This is a genomic window from Streptomyces sp. CNQ085 (assembly GCF_022614595.1).
GTDB lineage: Bacteria > Actinomycetota > Actinomycetes > Streptomycetales > Streptomycetaceae > Streptomyces.
The window spans coordinates 1-15,830 of the sequence record NZ_JAJFAU010000117.1 but is presented as its reverse complement, the minus strand read 5'-3'; the positions used below and the strand labels follow the sequence as shown (position 1 = coordinate 15,830).

The 15,830-nt window shown below is 73.1% G+C and carries 19 protein-coding genes and 1 riboswitch; of the genes, 6 read left to right on the top strand and 13 right to left on the bottom strand.

Annotated elements, in window-relative coordinates; genetic code table 11:
- Positions 1–279 (bottom strand): bifunctional DNA primase/polymerase (locus tag LJ221_RS18085; RefSeq protein WP_241717770.1); only part of this gene is annotated, 279 nt, incomplete at its 3' end.
- A 449-nt stretch (positions 280–728) separates the two neighbouring features.
- Here LJ221_RS18085 and ddaH point away from each other — a divergent pair.
- On the top strand, positions 729–1,514 hold the full coding sequence (gene ddaH / locus LJ221_RS18080; RefSeq protein ID WP_241717773.1) for a dimethylargininase: 786 nt from the start codon (positions 729–731) through the stop codon (positions 1,512–1,514).
- Between the two features lie 37 nt (positions 1,515–1,551).
- On the opposite strand, the gene LJ221_RS18075 is transcribed toward ddaH, so the two are convergent.
- From LJ221_RS18075 to LJ221_RS18060, 4 genes are all read right to left on the bottom strand, one after another.
- On the bottom strand, positions 1,552–2,649 hold the full coding sequence (locus LJ221_RS18075; protein ID WP_241717769.1) for a small ribosomal subunit Rsm22 family protein: 1,098 nt from the start codon (positions 2,647–2,649) through the stop codon (positions 1,552–1,554).
- Between the two features lie 396 nt (positions 2,650–3,045).
- Positions 3,046–3,531 carry a hypothetical protein gene (locus LJ221_RS18070; RefSeq protein WP_374228494.1) on the bottom strand — a complete coding sequence of 162 codons (486 nt, stop codon included), beginning with the start codon at positions 3,529–3,531 and terminating at the stop codon, positions 3,046–3,048.
- A 97-nt stretch (positions 3,532–3,628) separates the two neighbouring features.
- Positions 3,629–4,255 carry a hypothetical protein gene (locus LJ221_RS18065; protein ID WP_241717768.1) on the bottom strand — a complete coding sequence of 209 codons (627 nt, stop codon included), beginning with the start codon at positions 4,253–4,255 and terminating at the stop codon, positions 3,629–3,631.
- Entirely contained in the window at positions 4,215–4,667 is a 453-nt protein-coding gene (locus LJ221_RS18060; RefSeq protein WP_241717767.1) for a hypothetical protein, read from the bottom strand. The genes LJ221_RS18065 and LJ221_RS18060 overlap by 41 nt, the downstream gene beginning before the upstream one ends.
- A gap of 421 nt (positions 4,668–5,088) precedes the next feature.
- Here LJ221_RS18060 and LJ221_RS18055 point away from each other — a divergent pair, with 421 nt between their 5' ends.
- Positions 5,089–5,421, top strand: coding sequence for an ATP-binding protein (locus LJ221_RS18055; protein ID WP_241717766.1), 333 nt, complete (start codon positions 5,089–5,091; stop codon positions 5,419–5,421).
- Positions 5,422–5,461: 40 nt separating this feature from the next.
- On the opposite strand, the gene LJ221_RS18050 is transcribed toward LJ221_RS18055, so the two are convergent.
- The 4 genes from LJ221_RS18050 to LJ221_RS18035 all read right to left on the bottom strand — a co-directional run bounded on the left by LJ221_RS18050 (position 5,462) and on the right by LJ221_RS18035 (position 8,386).
- Positions 5,462–5,836, bottom strand: coding sequence for a type II toxin-antitoxin system VapC family toxin (locus tag LJ221_RS18050; protein ID WP_241717765.1), 375 nt, complete (start codon positions 5,834–5,836; stop codon positions 5,462–5,464).
- The gene (locus tag LJ221_RS18045; protein WP_241717764.1) at positions 5,836–6,078 is read right to left on the bottom strand and encodes a type II toxin-antitoxin system Phd/YefM family antitoxin; all 243 of its coding nucleotides are present in this window, start codon (positions 6,076–6,078) and stop codon (positions 5,836–5,838) included. Before LJ221_RS18045 ends, LJ221_RS18050 begins: the two co-directional genes overlap by 1 nt.
- A 263-nt stretch (positions 6,079–6,341) precedes the next feature.
- Entirely contained in the window at positions 6,342–7,610 is a 1,269-nt protein-coding gene (tyrS, locus tag LJ221_RS18040; protein WP_241717763.1) for a tyrosine--tRNA ligase, read from the bottom strand.
- Positions 7,607–8,386, bottom strand: a complete 780-nt coding sequence (locus tag LJ221_RS18035; RefSeq protein ID WP_241717762.1) for an ATP-binding protein — start codon at positions 8,384–8,386, stop codon at positions 7,607–7,609. The genes tyrS and LJ221_RS18035 overlap by 4 nt, the downstream gene beginning before the upstream one ends.
- A 200-nt stretch (positions 8,387–8,586) precedes the next feature.
- On the opposite strand from LJ221_RS18035, the gene LJ221_RS18030 reads away from it, so the two are divergent.
- The 4 genes from LJ221_RS18030 to LJ221_RS18015 all read left to right on the top strand — a co-directional run bounded on the left by LJ221_RS18030 (position 8,587) and on the right by LJ221_RS18015 (position 11,293).
- Positions 8,587–9,471, top strand: coding sequence for a helix-turn-helix transcriptional regulator (locus tag LJ221_RS18030; RefSeq protein ID WP_241717761.1), 885 nt, complete (start codon positions 8,587–8,589; stop codon positions 9,469–9,471).
- Positions 9,468–9,671: a DUF397 domain-containing protein gene (locus LJ221_RS18025; protein ID WP_206346288.1), complete on the top strand. Its 204-nt coding sequence runs from the start codon at positions 9,468–9,470 to the stop codon at positions 9,669–9,671. The genes LJ221_RS18030 and LJ221_RS18025 overlap by 4 nt, the downstream gene beginning before the upstream one ends.
- A gap of 114 nt (positions 9,672–9,785) precedes the next feature.
- The gene (locus LJ221_RS18020) at positions 9,786–10,223 is read left to right on the top strand and encodes a DUF4259 domain-containing protein (protein WP_241717760.1); all 438 of its coding nucleotides are present in this window, start codon (positions 9,786–9,788) and stop codon (positions 10,221–10,223) included.
- A gap of 131 nt (positions 10,224–10,354) precedes the next feature.
- Positions 10,355–10,431, top strand: a riboswitch (cobalamin riboswitch).
- A gap of 106 nt (positions 10,432–10,537) precedes the next feature.
- The gene (locus tag LJ221_RS18015) at positions 10,538–11,293 is read left to right on the top strand and encodes a hypothetical protein (protein WP_241717759.1); all 756 of its coding nucleotides are present in this window, start codon (positions 10,538–10,540) and stop codon (positions 11,291–11,293) included.
- A 126-nt stretch (positions 11,294–11,419) separates the two neighbouring features.
- Here LJ221_RS18015 and LJ221_RS18010 read toward each other — a convergent pair whose 3' ends face one another.
- The 4 genes from LJ221_RS18010 to LJ221_RS17995 form a co-directional block, all read right to left on the bottom strand.
- Entirely contained in the window at positions 11,420–12,475 is a 1,056-nt protein-coding gene (locus tag LJ221_RS18010) for a CBS domain-containing protein (protein ID WP_308314813.1), read from the bottom strand.
- Complete coding sequence (locus LJ221_RS23510; protein WP_308314812.1) at positions 12,472–14,283, bottom strand: DUF262 domain-containing protein; 1,812 nt, start codon at positions 14,281–14,283, stop codon at positions 12,472–12,474. Before LJ221_RS23510 ends, LJ221_RS18010 begins: the two co-directional genes overlap by 4 nt.
- A gap of 322 nt (positions 14,284–14,605) precedes the next feature.
- On the bottom strand, positions 14,606–15,007 hold the full coding sequence (locus LJ221_RS18000) for a carbonic anhydrase (protein ID WP_241717758.1): 402 nt from the start codon (positions 15,005–15,007) through the stop codon (positions 14,606–14,608).
- 121 nt (positions 15,008–15,128) lie between these two features.
- Positions 15,129–15,830: pyridoxamine 5'-phosphate oxidase family protein (locus tag LJ221_RS17995; protein ID WP_308314811.1), on the bottom strand; the 702-nt coding region annotated here is incomplete at its 5' end.

Sequence of the window (15,830 nt, the reverse complement as noted above, 5' to 3'; positions counted from 1 at the left end):
CGGCCGGCCGGCGCCCCAGCGGGCGATCTGCCCGGGGTCGGTGGTGGCCTGGGTCTGCCAGGCGAAGGAGACCGGATGCCGGCCGGGGGCGGGGCAGCCGATCCGGTCGCAGGAGCAGCCGTAGCCCTCGGGGTGCGCGGCCGGCGCCAGGGGGAAGCCGGCCGCGACGGCCGTCAGCAGCAGGTCCTCCCGTACGCGGGCCGCTTTCTGCGCGGCGCTCGCGTGCGCGCCGCGGGAGCGTCGGCGCAGCCACCGGGAGAATCTGCTTTCGCGTTCCATCGGACTCCTAGCGCGGGAACCACCGGCCTGGGCCTGTGGGGGAATCGCTTCCCTGGTGTGCGGTGCTCGCGGCCGGTCTCGCGGGGCGTCGGGGCGGACCGGGCAGCGACCTCGTGTGCCGGACCGCGTACCGCCCCACGCGTGACCGGGGCCGTGGATCTCGAGGGTACGAAACCGAGCGCCTTCGGCCGGGCGGATTCCGAAGATCCCGGACGGCCTTCTCCATCCTGCTCCTTCCGCGCCCCCGATGAGTAATCGAACGGTGGTCGCGATGGTCACGGTCCGCCCGGCCCGCCGGGAGACGGTTCTGCGCCGTACAGCGGAAATCCTCCTCCCGGACAGGACAGGGACGCCCGGCCGGGTGGACGATGTGCTGACACAGCGCGACACCTCCGCCACGCAGCGATCCTGTGAGGAGCCCTCCCGTGTACACACCCCGCCGCTACCTGATGTGCCCACCGGCGTACTTCGCGGTCACCTACTCCATCAACCCGTGGATGGACCCGGCCAAGCCCGTGGACCTCCCGCTGGCCGTGACCCAGTGGGAGGCCCTGCGCGACGCCTGCCGCGCGCTCGGCCACACCGTCGAGGAGCTGGCTCCCGACCCGGAGCTGCCCGACATGGTGTACGCCGCCAACGGCGCGCTCGTCGTCGACGGCCGGGTGCTGGGCGCCCGCTTCGCCCATCCGGAGCGGGCGCGGGAGGCCGCGGTGCACCGGGAGTGGTACCGGGCGCACGGTTTCGCCGAGGTGCGCGAGCCGGAGCACGTCAACGAGGGCGAGGGGGACTTCGCCGTCACCGCCTCCTGGCTGCTGGCCGGGCGCGGCTTCCGCAGCAGTCCGCTGTCCCACCCGGAGGCGCAGGAGTTCTTCGGCCGTCCGGTCGTCGGCCTGGACCTGGTGGACCCGCGCTTCTACCACCTGGACACGGCTCTGTGTGTGCTGGACGACTCCCGCGACGACGCCGTCATGTACTACCCGCGGGCGTTCTCGCCCGGCAGCCGGGCGGTGCTGGCGCGGCTCTTCCCCGAGGCGATCACCGCCGGGGAGGCCGACGCCCGCGCCTTCGGCCTGAACGCGGTCAGCGACGGGCACCACGTACTGCTGCCGCAGGCGGCGGTGGGCCTGTTCGAGCCGTTGCGCGAGCGCGGTTACGAGCCGGTCGGGGTCGATCTGGGGGAGCTGCTCAAGGGCGGCGGCAGCGTGAAGTGCTGCACGGCGGAGCTGCGCGGCTGACCCGGGCGCCGCACCGCGCCGGTGCGGGGCGGGGTCGTCAGTCCCCGCCCCCGTCCCGCCCGCCGTCGCGGGTCTCGCTCCAGGCATCGCCCCAGCGCGCGTCCCGGGCGGCGCGGTATGCCGGACCGCGCCGCTTGGTGACGGTCTCGCGCCGCAGCCCGCCGCGTCCGGCGTCCGGCCCGGCGCACAGGTCGAGCAGGACCTGGCCCTTGCGGATCTGCGGCCTGCGCACGATCCGCGCCGCGGCGGGCGTGCCGTCCGTGCCGCCGCCCGTATCGCCGCCGCCCGCACCGGGGCGGACGGCGGCCACGTAGGAGAACTTCTCGTCCTCGTACGCCAGCGACCCCCCCTTCACCCGCCGGTGGAGGGAGGACCGGCTGACGCGGGCGGCGAAGTGGCACCAGTCCGTGTCGGGCTCTACCGGGCAGGCGCCGCTGTGCGGGCAGGGGGCCAGGACGCGCAGCCCGGCCCCGATCAGCCGGCCGCGCGCCTCGATGATCCGCCGGTAGCCCTCCGGGGTGCCCGGCTCGACGATCACCACCGCCCGCCGGGCCGCCGCGGCGGCGGCGTCGGCCAGGGAGTGCCGGGCGTCCCCGGGCAGTTCGTTCAGCACGTAGGAGACGGTGACCAGATCGGCCGCCTCCAGCCCCGGCGCGGCCCCGATGCGCTCCTGCCGCCACTCGGTGCCGCGCAGGGCGGCCGAGCCGGAGCCGCCGGCCAGTTCACGGCCGAGGGCGAGGGCGGGTTCGGACCGGTCCAGCACGGTGGTCGCCCGCGCCCGCGCCCGCGCCTGCCCGTTCCGGTCCGGGCCGTCGCCCCAGACCGCGGCGGCGGCCCACACGGCCGCGCCCGTGCCCCCGCCCACGTCCAGATGGGTGGCCGGGTCCAGCTCCGGGGCCCGGTCGGCGAGGGCGTCCAGGGCGGCGCGGACGGCCTCGAAGGTGGCGGGCATCCGGTAGGCGGCGTAGGCGGCGACGTCGCCGCTGTCGCGCAGGACGGGGGCCCCGGCGCCGCTGTCCCGGTAGCCGCTGATCAGCCGCTCGACGGCCGCGGCGGCCTGCCGGGGCGGCAGCCCGTCGAGGAGGCGGGCGAGCGCGTCACGCAGCTCTTCGTCGATGTGGAGGGGGGCGAACACCGGGCCAAGTGTAGGCGGGGCCGCCCCTGCGCCCGCGCGGCCGTGGGGCCGTGGGGCGGACGCCTCAGCGGGTCTGGGCCCAGACCGTCAGCAGGCTCACCGCGGTGGCTCCCGCGCCGTAGCAGGCGCCTCGCAGGAACTGGTCAGCGGCGACGTTCCGGCGCCGGACCGCCCACCGTGCGATGCCGCGCGCCGTCCGGCGGCAGCGGCCCCCGGCGCCGGCCGGGCCCTCCCCCCGGCGCGGTCGGAGAGAGGACTTCCGGTCTTTCGCAGAACACCCCGGCGGGGTGTGCCGTGCTGTCATCGCTTCGGCTCCTCCTACGTGTCGTGCGGTCGTGTCGCGATGGCCGCCGGGACGCACGGGACCGTGCGCCCCGGCGGTGTGCGGTGCCGGTGTCAGGCGGTTCGCCCGGCGGGGACCAGCGCCTCCGGCGGGGACTGCGCGGGGCGGATGGTCTCGAAGCCGACCCGGCCGCCGGCGCCGGTGCGGAAGCCGTGGACGGCCGGTTCGGGCAGGCTGTTGTAGTGGAAGGGCGTGGAGAAGTAGTACGCGCCGGTGTCCGGCAGGACGACGAGGTCACCCGGGGCCAGGAGCGGCAGTTCGCGGTCGCGTGCCAGCAGGTCCCCGGCGAAGCAGGCCGGGCCGGCCACGTCCTGCCGCACCGGCGGACCGCTCTTGGCTCCGCCGTGGGGGTTGTGGGCGGTGATCCGCAGGGGCCAGGCATCGGGGGCGAGGACGGTCCGGGTGGCGGCCGTGGCGGCGATGCCGTCCAGATCGACGAACGCGGCCAGTACGGCCCGCTCGGGGTCCAGCAGCCCCTGGCCGATAGCGGCCCGCAGGACCTGCTCCCGCCTCCCGGCCGGTGTCGTGGGGTCGGTCACGGTGTGCCTCCCGTGTCGGTGTCCCTGGGCCGCGGCGGGGTTCCGCCGGGCCTGTCACCAGGCTGCTCCCGGAAGTGGCGGGCGTCTTCGTGGCGCTTTACGGGATACCGCGCCGGAGGCCGTGGGGCCGGGCAGTCTTCCGGCGCGTGCACGGTGGTTCCCGTGCGCGGCGACAAAGGGCGGGCGGTTTCCTCTCACCCCCGGACGGAGACGGCCCGGACGCGGCGGGCCCCCGCCCCGCGAGCAGAGCCCGGGCCGCGTCCTCCACATGACGGTCGCGCCCTCCACGGGTGCGATGGCTGACCAGGTGGCGGGCCGCTGCCCGGGCCGCCGCTCGCAGGGTGTCGGCCGCTCCCGGCGCCAGGGGTCTCCCCTCGGCCGCCACCCAGATCGAGCCCAGCACCTCCCCGCCGGCCCGGACCGCCGCCACCAGGCGCTCCGGGTTCTCTCCTCCGGCGGGCCTGTGGATCACGTCCCCCGAGCCCCACAGCATCCGGAAGAAACCGTCCTCGCGCATCGCGGCGACGCGCCACTCCGGGACGCGTTTACCGAGGACGGTCCGCATGCGCAACTCGTCCACCTCGCCCCAGGTGGAGGAGTGGGCGAGCACCTGCGACCGGGTGTCCTCGATGGTGACCGCGCCGCCGACCAGGGCCGCCAGCGCGTCGGCCAGACCGTCCAGGTCACCCAGGACCACGGTCTCCGCCTCGGGGTCGGGCGACACCCCCGCCGACACCAGGCCTGAGCAGGCCCACCAACCGCGCCCAGGGACACCACGCCGTGCGGAAGAGAACCGCGGTCCCGGTCTCCTCGGCGGCCGCCCGCAGCGTCTCGGGCTGCTCCTCCGGCCGCCTGGGCCCGAACACCACGGCCGCCGCTCGCACACCGCCTGCCCGCCGTACGGCATCGGCGGCGGAGGCCGACTCCGGATCGACGCCGACCGCCAGCACCACCTCGCCCGGCCCGGTCCCCGGCTCCCGCGCGTCCAGCACCGTCACCCCGGTGACCTCGGCGCCCATCCCTCCGGGGACGAAGCCCGGCTCCAGGACCCCGGCTCCCACCACGGAGAGCAGGTCCTCCAGTGTGACCCGCGGCGGCGCGGCGTACGGCTGTCCGTGCGATCCGTCGGTTCTCATCCGTCTCCCCCCAGGGGCGCCGTCGAGCCGGCGACGAGGCGCCCTCTCCGGCCGCTCAGCGTAGAAGAGCGGCCGGAGCCGGGCCGCGCCTTCGGGGAAATCCGACCGGATCGCCTCCCGCTCCGCCGGGCGGTCCCCGCGGATTCGCATCCGGTCGCCTGTCGCGGCCGCCGACCGCCGACCGCCCCGCCTCGTCGCGCATATGCCACAGGCAGTTACATCATTTTCCGGCGTTTCTCCTCCCTCCGGGAAGGAATCCGGAGCACCGGATCCGGTTGTGTTCGGCGGCGCACCCGGGGGCAGACGATGCAGTGGAGTTGGGAAAGCAGCTCCGAAGCGAGGAGGACCGATGCACAGGGAAGGCCGCCCACCGGAGCGCTTGACCAGCCGCCCGCCACAGTCCGGGGACCGGGCGCGGGAGATGACACGCGGCTTCCTCCGGGTGGCCGAGCCGGACGCCTCGAAGGCCGATGTGGACGCCGTGCTGCTGGGGGTCTCGGAGCTGGTGTCCAACGCGGTCCGTCACGCCGGCGGGGTGACCGGCTTCCGCCTGGCCCCCGGGGACGGCGGCGTGCTGGTGGAGGTCTCGGACGCCAGTGTCCGGCGGCCCAGGACGGTCCAGATAAACCCCTCCGTCCCCGGCGGCTTCGGCTGGCTGCTGGTGCGCGAACTGGCCACCGACGTCACCGTCGCCCTCCGCCCGGGCGAGGGCAAGACGATCCGGGCGTCCTTCCCGCTCCGGACCGCCGCCTGAGGCACGGCCCGGCACCGGCCCGGCCGTCCGCGTCCGGGCCTCAGACGGACATGACCCGCACGTCGTACTGCGGGATCCACTTGTCGCGGGTCACCAGGGTCATCCCCTCGGTCTGCGCCTGGGCGACCAGCATCCGGTCGAAGGGGTCTCTGTGGTGCTCCGGAAGCCGGCCTGCCCGCACTCCGTGCCCGGCGGTGACGGGCAGGCCGGTGAACTGGCTGTCACGCACACGCTCGGCCAGGTCCGCCGGCCCTTCGAGCTTGCCGAGGGACTGCTTGATGGAGATCTCCCAGGGTGTCACCGCGCTCACGTACACGGCGGGTTCCGTGTCGAGCAGGTCCTTGACCTCACCGGAGAGCTCGGGGGAGTCGTCCAGCCACCACAGGACCACGTGGGTGTCGAGCAGGAGTCGCATCAGCGCATCCCGAAGGCGTCGGCGATGTCATCGGGCAGTTCGTCGAAGTCGTCCGGGATGTGGACGAGCCCCTTGAGCGAACCACGGCCGGTCCGCCTCACCTTGGGCCGCAGGGGCACCACCTTGGCCACCGGCTCCCCCGCCTTGCTGATCACCACCTCCTGACCGGTGGCGACCTGCTCGAGGATCCGGGAGAGTTGTGTCTTGGCTTCGTGCACGTTGTACTGCCGAGCTGCTTCCACGGCTGCCCCACATTCCGGTCACCAGGTGGACTAAGCGGTGGACCAAGTATAGCCCGGCCGTCCGCGTCCGCCCCCGGGAACGGCGGAGGGGAAGCCGCGGAACGGAACGCTCCCTCGGTACGTCTCTGTCCGCCGAGGCGCACGTCCAGGCCCCGGGGGGCCGTCTCCCGAGCCGGGCGGGACGGAGTGACGGGCACGACGGCAGGCGCCGCCCGCGCGGTCTCCCGCGTGGACGGCGCCTCGCCCGGAGCGTCCGGGCCGTGTCAGGCCCCGGTGACCTCGACGGCCGCCAGGTTCTTCTTGCCGCGCCGCAGCACCAGCCAGCGTCCGTGGATCAGCTGGTCGGCCGTGGCGACCGCGTCCTCGGCGGTCACCTTCACGTTGTTCACGTAGGCGCCGCCCTCCTTCACCGTGCGGCGGGCGGCCGACTTGCTCGCCACCAGGCCGACCCGCGCGAACAGGTCGGTGATCTGCCCGGGTTCGCTCACCTTGGCGCCGGGGAGCTCGGAGACCGCGGCGGCCAGCGTCGCCTCGTCCAGCCCGGCGAGGTCGCCCTGTCCGAACAGCGCCTTCGAGGCGGCGATCACGGCCGCGCACTGGTCGGCGCCGTGCACCAGCGTGGTCAGCTCCTCGGCGAGCGCGCGCTGCGCGGCACGGGCCTGCGGCCTCTCCTCGGTCAGCTTCTCCAGCTCCTCCAGCTCCTCTCGGGAGCGGAAGGAGAGGATGCGCATGTACCGCGAGATGTCCCGGTCGTCGGTGTTCAGCCAGAACTGGTAGAACGCGTACGGCGTGGTCATCTCCGGGTCGAGCCAGAGCGTGCCGGTCTCCGTCTTGCCGAACTTGGTGCCGTCCGCCTTCGTCATCAGCGGCGTCGCCAGCGCGTGCACCTCGGCGTGCGGCTCCAGGCGGTGGATCAGGTCCAGGCCGGCCGTGAGGTTGCCCCACTGGTCGCTGCCGCCGGTCTGGAGGGTGCAGCCGTGGCGGCGGTACAGCTCCAGGAAGTCCATGGCCTGAAGGAGCTGGTAGCTGAACTCCGTGTAGCTGATGCCCTGGTCGGAGGCGAGGCGCTGGGCGACCGACTCCTTGGTGAGCATCTTGTTCACCCGGAAGTGCTTGCCGATGTCCCGCAGGAACCCGATCACGGACAGGCCCGAGGTCCAGTCCATGTTGTTGACCATGACCGCCGCGTTGTCACCCTCGAAGGAGAGGTACGGCTCGATCTGCGCGCGCAGCCGGGTCACCCACCCGGCGATGGTCTCCGCGTCGTTCAGGGTGCGCTCGGCGGTCGGCCGGGGGTCGCCGATGTGCCCGGTCGCGCCGCCCACCAGGGCCAGCGGCCGGTGCCCGGCCTGCTGGAGCCGGCGGACGGTGAGCACCTGCACCAGGTGCCCCACGTGCAGGCTGGCCGCGGTCGGGTCGAAGCCGCAATAGAACGTGACGGGGCCGTTCGCCAGGGCCTTGCGCAATGCGTCCTCGTCGGTGGACTGGGCGATGAGCCCGCGCCACCTGAACTCGTCGACGATGGCCGTCACGGTCCCGTGTCTCCTTGAGGTTGTGTTCCGGTCCGGCGGCCAGTGTAGTGCTCCGGTCCCTCCCCCGTTTTCCCGCTGACCGCGCGGTCCGCCTCGTTCCCGTCCGAGGGCCGGTCCGCGTCGGCGGTCACGGCGGTCACGACGGTCACAGCGGTCACGTCCGCCCCGCCGTCCATGACGACCAGCGGTTCGGCGGCGTCCACGCGCATCGCCGGGCCGTCGTCCAGCCCCAGCACCATGACGAGCCCGCCCAGCGGCGACCGCTCCCCCCTGACGCTGCGGATCGTCTTCCACACACCCCAGAGCCTGACCCGCTGGCCGGGCTGGGCCGTCACCGCCGCGATCTCCCTCTCGACGGGCACGGCCACCAGATCCGGGGCCTTCAGTTCGGCCCACACCGTCTTCCCGATCCCGCACGCGCGCCTGCGCACCCCCCAGCGGTGGGCCAGCGCCTCCACGAGCAGCAGGCCGCGCCCGCCTGTGTCGTCCTCGCCGGGGTCGCGCACCTTGGGCCATCCGTCCCCCGCGTCGCTCACCTCCAGCCGCAGCAGGCCGTCCGCCCGCGAGTGCGCGATCTTCACCCCCACCTGCCGGTCGTTCGGCACCCGTACGCGCACCGCGTTGGTGACCAGTTCCGACAGCACCAGCTCCGCCGTCTCCAGCACGTCCTGCCCGACCCGCCACTCACCGAGCACCGCCCCCAGCAGTGCCCTCGCTCTGGGCACGCTGCCGCGACGGCGAGAAAGCCGGAAGGAGACGTGATGCGGTGCGGCCATGGCAGCTCCCAGGGAATCGACGCTCGGCCGGAGTCCCCTGCGGAAGCGGCCAGTTGGCCGTGGGACTCCGGTGTCCATGACCAGCAGAATGAGAGCGGATCGAGCGCACTTGCAACGTTTCCAGCAAAGATGATGGCGATGTTCCCTCTTTCGGATTAATACCATTCCGTGAAGCCTGCTGCTCTGCTAAACGTGTCGGCATGCTTGCGAAGAGCAACACCCCGAACCCGTCCACCGTTCTCGGCCGCCAACTCGGAGACGAGTTGCGGCGGCTGCGGGAAGCGGCAGGACTGACGACCGTCCAGGCCGCCGAGGCCCTCGACTGCACCAAGGGCAAGATCAGCCGAATCGAGAACGGCCGGGTGGCGGTCCGGCTCCCGGACCTGACCGCCATGCTGCATGCCTACGGGGTATCGGACCCCGACCTTCGCGAGCGACTGGCCGCGCTGGCACGCAAGGCCAACCGCCGCCGCAGGCAGGGGTGGTGGAACCAGTACAGCTCCGTTCTCGCGGACACCTACCGCGACTACATCGCGATGGAGACCATGGCGGACTCCATCCGCACCTTCCAGGCGCAACTCGTTCCGGGACTGCTCCAGACACCCGAGTACATCCGGGCCGTGACGGTGGCCTCGCAGCAGTGGCAGAAGGCGGACGAGATCGAGAAGTTCGTGCAGGTGCGCCTCGCACGCCAGGAGAGGCTGACCGGCGAGTCCCCGCTTCGTCTCTGGTCCGTCATCTCGGAGGCCGTGCTTCTCCAGCAGGTCGGAGGGCCGGACGTCATGAAGGCTCAGCTACAGCACCTCCTGGACGCCTCCGAGCATCCCAACGTGACTGTCCAAGTGCTGCCGTTCTCCCGCGGAGCCCATGCGAGTATGTTCGGCCCGTACGTAGTGCTGGGTTTCCCCGAAGAGGGGGCGCTTGACGTGGTGCTGGCGGACAACCCGACCGGCTCCATGTGGCTTGAGCGTGAGGCGGAGGTCGCCCGATACCGGGATCTGTTCGACGCCGCACGCACATCGGCGCTCTCTCCGGTGGAGTCCCGTGCCGTCATCCACCGCAGGGCCAAGGAGCACAGAGCATGAAGAGCACACGCCACAGCACCCCGGACCTGTCGGTCGCGACGTGGCGCAGCAGTACACACAGCGGCGGCAACAACGAGTGCGTTGAGGTGGCGGACGACGTACCCGGCATAGTCCCCGTCCGCGACAGCAAGCGCCCCGCCGGCCCCGTCCTCGGCGTCAGCCCGGACGCCTGGGCCGCCTTCCTCGACCACCTGCGCTGACCCGCGCCCCGCCGGTCCTCCCTGGCGACATCCCCGCCCGGGAGGACCGGCACACCGGCCGCTGTCAGTGGCCGCTGCGATGATCGCCGCACATCGCGACACGAGGAGATCACCGTGGGAACCTGGGACATCGGCCCCTTCGAGAACGATGCGGCAGCGGATTTCGCCGGCGCTCTGGACAGGACGGCCCCGGACGGACGCGAGGGTCTCGTCCGCGCGACGCTCGGCCGCGTCGCGCGGACCCGCGACTACCTCGACGGCTCCGAGGGCGCGGAGGCCGTCGCGGCCGCCGCTCTCGTCGCGGCGCGGTGCCCGGGCGGTGAGCCGGTCGGCATGGCCTACGGGCCCAAAGAGGCCCTTCCCGCCTTCGCCGACGACCTCCGTCCGCTCGCCGTCGAAGCGCTCGACCGGGTGGTCGCCGGGGAGTCCGAGCTGGCCGAGCTCTGGGACGAGACGAGCCACGGTCCGGGGTGGCGGCAGGGCATCGGCCGCCTCCGCGCCGTCCTCGCGCCCGAAGCCGGTGCCCGGAAGGAAGCACCTCTCGACGCCTGACCGGTGACCCGGTGCCGGGGATCACGGAACCCGGACCGGAAGCGGGGGCGCCGCCGTGTGCTTCGTCACGACGGGTCCCGCGTCCGTCCGCCGCCTGACAGACTTGCCGTGACCATCCCGGGCGGCGACGGACAGGAAACCGGTGAGAGCCCGGTACGGTCCCGCCACTGTGACCGGCGCCCCGCGGGGCGCCGGGAGTCAGACACTGACGCGCCGCCTTCCGCTTCGGCCAGGGGACGAGGACATCCCCGGAGAGGCAAGGCCATGGCCGTATACCGTGCCGTCCACCGGCGGCCCGTCGTGGGCGGGCCGTCATGAGCGGGCCGTGGAAGCCCGCGCCGTACGGGCCCCGCTGGCACGTCGAGGTGGGCGGGCCGCCCGCCGCCGAGGCCGGGCGGTGGCTGGCCGCGTCCGCGCTCTCCGACCCGCGGAGCGCGGAACTCGGCGATCTGATCGGTTGCGAGTACCGAGGCAGCGGCCACCGCACCGAGCACGCCGCCGCGCTGACGGTGATGGCGGTCTACGCGGGCCGGGTCACGGCCGCGGCCGTGCTGCACTGGGCCCTGACCGGCCAGGTGCCGGACATGACGGCGGGTAACGTCCTCCTGCGGCCGTCGGGCCACGGCATCGCGGGCGTACGGGTGCGCGAGGCGCGGCTGTGCGCGGCCCGCCCCGGGGAGGACTCGGCGGCGCTGCTGCGCCGCACCGTGCTGCAGGAGCACCTGCTGCCCGTCGCCGACGCCCTGCACCGGCGCACCCGGGCCGGGCTGCGGCAGTTGCGCGGCGGTGTGGCCCACGGCTGCGCCACCGCCCTGTGCGCCTTCGACGGCGGCCCCGGCCCCGGTGTGCTCCGGGAGCGGTGGGAGCTGTTCGCGGCCGGGGCCCCCGGCGGACTGGCCGGGCTGGGCGAGGTGGTGGAGGTACGCCGGGCCCGGGACGGGCGGGAGCGGCTGGTGTACCTGCGCCGCACCTGCTGCCTCTACCACACCTCCGCCGAGGCGGTGCGCTGCGCGAGCTGCTGCCTGACCGGCCGCGAGGAACGGCTGCGCGCGTACGCCGAGCGCGGCTGACCCCACCCGGCAGGGCAGGACGCGGGGGCTGGGATCAGCCCGGACGCCTGGACCGCCTTCCTCGACCACCTGCGCTGACCCGGGGCCCTTGCGGGGGCGGATACCGCCCGCCCCCCAGGGGCCGGCTCAGGTGAGCCGGCGGAGCAGGGTGACGAACTGGCGCAGCTCCTCGTTCTTCCCCGGCGGCAGCGGTTCGGGGTCGAAGTGGGCGATCTTGTTGCGGATGCCCCGCACCCGGTCGAGTTGACGCACGAACTCGACACGGTCCACCGCCTCGGACCAGTCGAGCGCCGCCCAGTTGCGGTCGGCGGCGGCACACGCCGCCTCCATGCGGTGCCCCTGCCTGTTGCGCTGGTCGCCGTCGAGGAGCTTGACGTAGTCGCCGAACATCAGGTCCGTGAGCCGACCGGTCTTCTCCCACCTCTGGACGGCCTTGACGGCCTCGGCGGGGATCTTCGGGCCCAGACACCTGCGCAGCCGGTGCTCGATCTCGCCGACGAGGAAGAACGGGCGCGCGGTGTCGTCGAAGCGCTCGGTGATGTCGGCCGCCGTGACGATGCCGGTGACCGTCCCGTCGTTCTCCCGGACCAGCACGTAGCCGTGCTCCCTGATGACGGGCAGCAGGGAGAAGAACTCGTGGTATGCCTGGGCGACGGGCGGGTCGGGTTCGACCGCGTTGGTCAGTTCCGGGTCCTTCCCCGTCGCGTGGAGCATGGCGACCGAGCGCCAGGTGACGACGCCTTTCAGCGCGGAGTCGCCGTCCAGGACGGGTACCTGGGAGTAGTTCTTGGTCTGCATCAGATACGTCGCCCGGGTCAGCGGGGTGCCGGACGCGACGCACTCGACGCCGCGCCGGGCGGCCGGGATGTCGCCGATGGTGAAGGGCTGCTGGGGCAGCGCGCCCCAGGGCAGCCCCTCGTCATCCTCCCCGGCGGCGTTGTCGGGCGCCGTTCCCGAGACGGAGTCCAGGAACACCACCTGGAACTCATCCCGCAGCCGGCAGGAGGCGAAGTCCGGGTCCGTCGCCAGGCCGGCGTCCTTGAGCGCCTGGGTGACGTGCAGGACGGTCTGGTCGTCGCGCCTGCGCACGCCGAAGACCTCCAGCAGGCCGGGGACCGTGAGCGTCCGGCCGCCGAGGGCTCGCAGTTCATCGTCCGAGGGGTCGCGGGGCACCTCGCTCACCGGCCCTGCGTCTCACGGAAGACGGTCTGCTTGCCCATGGCCGATTTCACCAGCTCCAGGAGCTGCTTGGCGCGGCTGTCGTAGAAGCGCTCGAAGTCGCCCTCGTGGAGGGCGGCGGGGTCGATGAGATGGGTGGCGAGCACGTCGTCGAACCACTCCGGACGCATGCCCGACTCCTGGACCAGCGTCTTCAGGTACGCGGGCGGGGCGCCCACCATGCTGCGGCCGGCCCGCAGGGACAGCGGGGTCTTGTTGACGATGGAGTTGGCGCGGCGGGCGTACTCGGCGGGGGCGTTCTTCACGACCCAGTTCCAGGGGAAGATCTGCCGCACGTCCACGTTCTGCTCCACCAGGCGGGCCGGGGTCAGCGGGGCCTCGGTGAAGTGCCAGTCCACCGCGCCCTGCTTGACCAGCAGGGTGTAGACGCCCTTGTAGGCGGCGCTGTTGCGCGTCGCCAGGCTGTTCAGACGGTCGTCGAGGAAGGCCGCCTCGGACACCGTGTCGGGGGCGGGGGCGCAGGCGTCGCGGAGCCAGGCGATGAGCTGCTCCACGTCGCGCGGGAAGCGGCTCTCGGTGGAGCCGCCGTACATCTCGCCGAGCACCCCGCACCAGTACCACTGGTCGATGCGCTCCTCGGCGCCGGGCGCGTCCGTCTCGCCGCCGACGATGGCCCGAACGGCGGCCAGCGGAACGAGCTGGGTGCGGTAGGGCAGGTCGGTGGTGCGGACGATGGCCTGCCGCTCCAGGAAGGCGCCCACCCAGTGGAAGGCGTCTGCCAGGCGGGGCGCCAGGCGGTCGAAGTCGGCCAGCGGCAGGTCCAGCAGGTCGCGGCGCTTGCAGGACACCGCGGCGCGCGGCTCCTCCCGCTTGCGCTCCCAGGTGCGCACCAGGGCGACGGCCTGGAGGAAGTCGCTGCTGCTCAGGCCGTCCTCGACACCGGCCTCCGGGCGGCCGAAGACCGGGTGGGCGACGGTCAGCTTCCGCTTGATCGCGGACCACACGTCCGGCAGACGGTAGTAGTCGCCGTGCCGGGCGCTGTAGCCCTGGTCGCCGGCGTAGGTGGCGGTGAGGAGTTCGAAGACGTTGAGGGGGACGCCACCGGTGTTGACGCGCTCGAAGACGGCGCAGACGGCGTCCATGGTGGTGGAGGCCGCGAGTTTGATCATCGGGACCTGGAAGGACTTCACGTTGTTGAGGACGTTCTCCTCGAACTGAGACCAGAGGTCCCAGTTCTCGTCGGCGATCCCCACGAAGATCCTCTTCCAGGCGTTCACCTTCTGGGTGTCGAACACCAGGTGGATCGGGAAGTAACCGGCCGCGCACTCCCGTTCCGGCGTGGTCAGGTCGATCGTCTCCCGGCGGGGGAAGCCCGTCTTCAGCACTCGGTCGTCCGGGACGGAGACCACCGCCTCGTCGCGCTCGGAGGGCGCGCCGACCGCCCTGGCGATGTCCACGTAGTACCAGCGCCTGAGGGGCTTGCCGCGGGTGTCGACCGTCTCGACCGGGCTGTCCCGGTGCAGCGCCTGGAAGAGCGAGGTCATGCGCTGCTGACCGTCCAGCAGCAGCAGGTCGGGCACCCTGTCGCCCTCCCCTTCGGCCCCCTTGATCGTCCGGGGTTTGAAGGGGGATCTGCCCCCGGTCTCCAGGGCCATCACCACGCCGAGGGGGTAGTCGAGCGTCACGGTGGCGATGAGCGCCCGGATGCGCTCGTCGTCCCACTTCCACTCGCGTTGGAAGTCGGGGAGCTGGAGGACCCCGGAGGCGACATCCCTCAGGACGTCCTTGAGTTTCGGACTGTCGAGCGCCACGCCGTCTCTCCCCCACTTTCGGCCGGATCCTCAGGGGGTGATTCCAGCAAGCTGCTCGACGGAGCGTCAAAATTCCTTTTCGCTTCCGGCCGCACCACCGTGGTGATCCGGCCAGGGCGCGGGCTCGGCGCACGAGGGGCGGCCTGCGGGAACGGGGCGCTCCGGGCCGGAAAGCCGGTGCTCAGGAGGTTGCGGGAGAAACGCCGGGTTCGCCGGGACGCCGGTTTTCCGGCGCCGGGCGGGGCCGGACATCCGGCGTGTTTTCGCCGCCCCGGCCACCGGGGGGGCGGGGCAGGGGTGGGGGGCCGGCGGGATGCGGGGATCAGCCCACCGGGGTCTTGGCGTGCACCTCTTCCAGGAGCTCCGTCCTCAGGTCGAGCACGAAGCCGCGCACGGAGTCCTTGTGGGGCACGAATGGGCTGGCGTGCGCCCGTGCCATGGAGGCCCGGACGCTGTCCGCGGCATCGGTGAAGCTGCCGGGCCGCCAGTCGGGCCTGGCGCCGGTGTCCCGCTCCACCGCGCCGAGGAACTCCTCGTCGGTGAAGGTGGCCATGACGCAGTCGGTGTGGTGGACCAGGAGGATCTCCCGGGTGTGCGGGAGGCGCTGGCTGACGGCCAGGGAGCGGATGACGTCCTGGGGGACGATGCCGCCGGCGTTGCGGAAGACGTGCGAGTCCCCCGGGGACAGGCCGAGGAGCGCGTACACGTACAGGCGCGCGTCCATGCAGGTGACGACGGCCGTACGGCGGGCGGGGGCATGGGCGGCGGCTCGCCGGGGGACGCCGCGCGGGCGGAGTTGTGGGCGAGGTGGGCGTCGGTCGCGCTCTGCTGTGTGGTCAAGGTGGTCACTGTTTCGCGGGAGGGGGTGGCGGGGCGCTCGCCGGGGCGTCGCCGCGCAGCGCGGCGTTCTCGCTCTCGAGGCGCTCCACTCGCCGCCACAGCGGTTCCACAGCTCGCTCGACCTCCTCGGCGGTGTAGCGCCGGGTGATGTGCTGGGGACAGTTCCAGTCGTACGCCTCCACCTCGACGGTGATCAGGCGCTCGGCCGGGCTGCGGACGCCCGCCGGGTACAGACGGGCCATGAGGTCGTCCGCCTCCGGCGGGTCCACGGCGCGGGCCCGGCCGTAGATCTTCAGCCGGGTCTGCGCCAGGTAGTCCATGAGCAGCAGGGAGACCCGGTCGTCGTGGTCGAGGTTGCCGACGGTGATGTACTGGCGGTTGCCCCGGAAGTCGACGAAGGCGAGGGTGCCGGGGTCGAGGGCGTGGAGGAACCCCGGCGGGCCGCCCCGGTGCTGGACGTAGGGCCAGCCGGTCTCGCCGATGCTGGCCAGGTAGAAGCTGTCGCGCTCGGCGATGAAGGCGATCTCGCCGGGACCGAGCGGGTCCGCCTCCTCCGGGCCCTGCTCCATGCGGGCGTAGGCCCTGCGGCTGCTGTGCGCCTCCTGGTGGCGGCGGACGTTCGGGGTGAAGGCGACCTGGGCGTAGCGGCTGGGCATCGCGGTCCTCGGAGCGGGGCTGGTGGTGAGGGGCGGCGGGCGCCGCCCCTC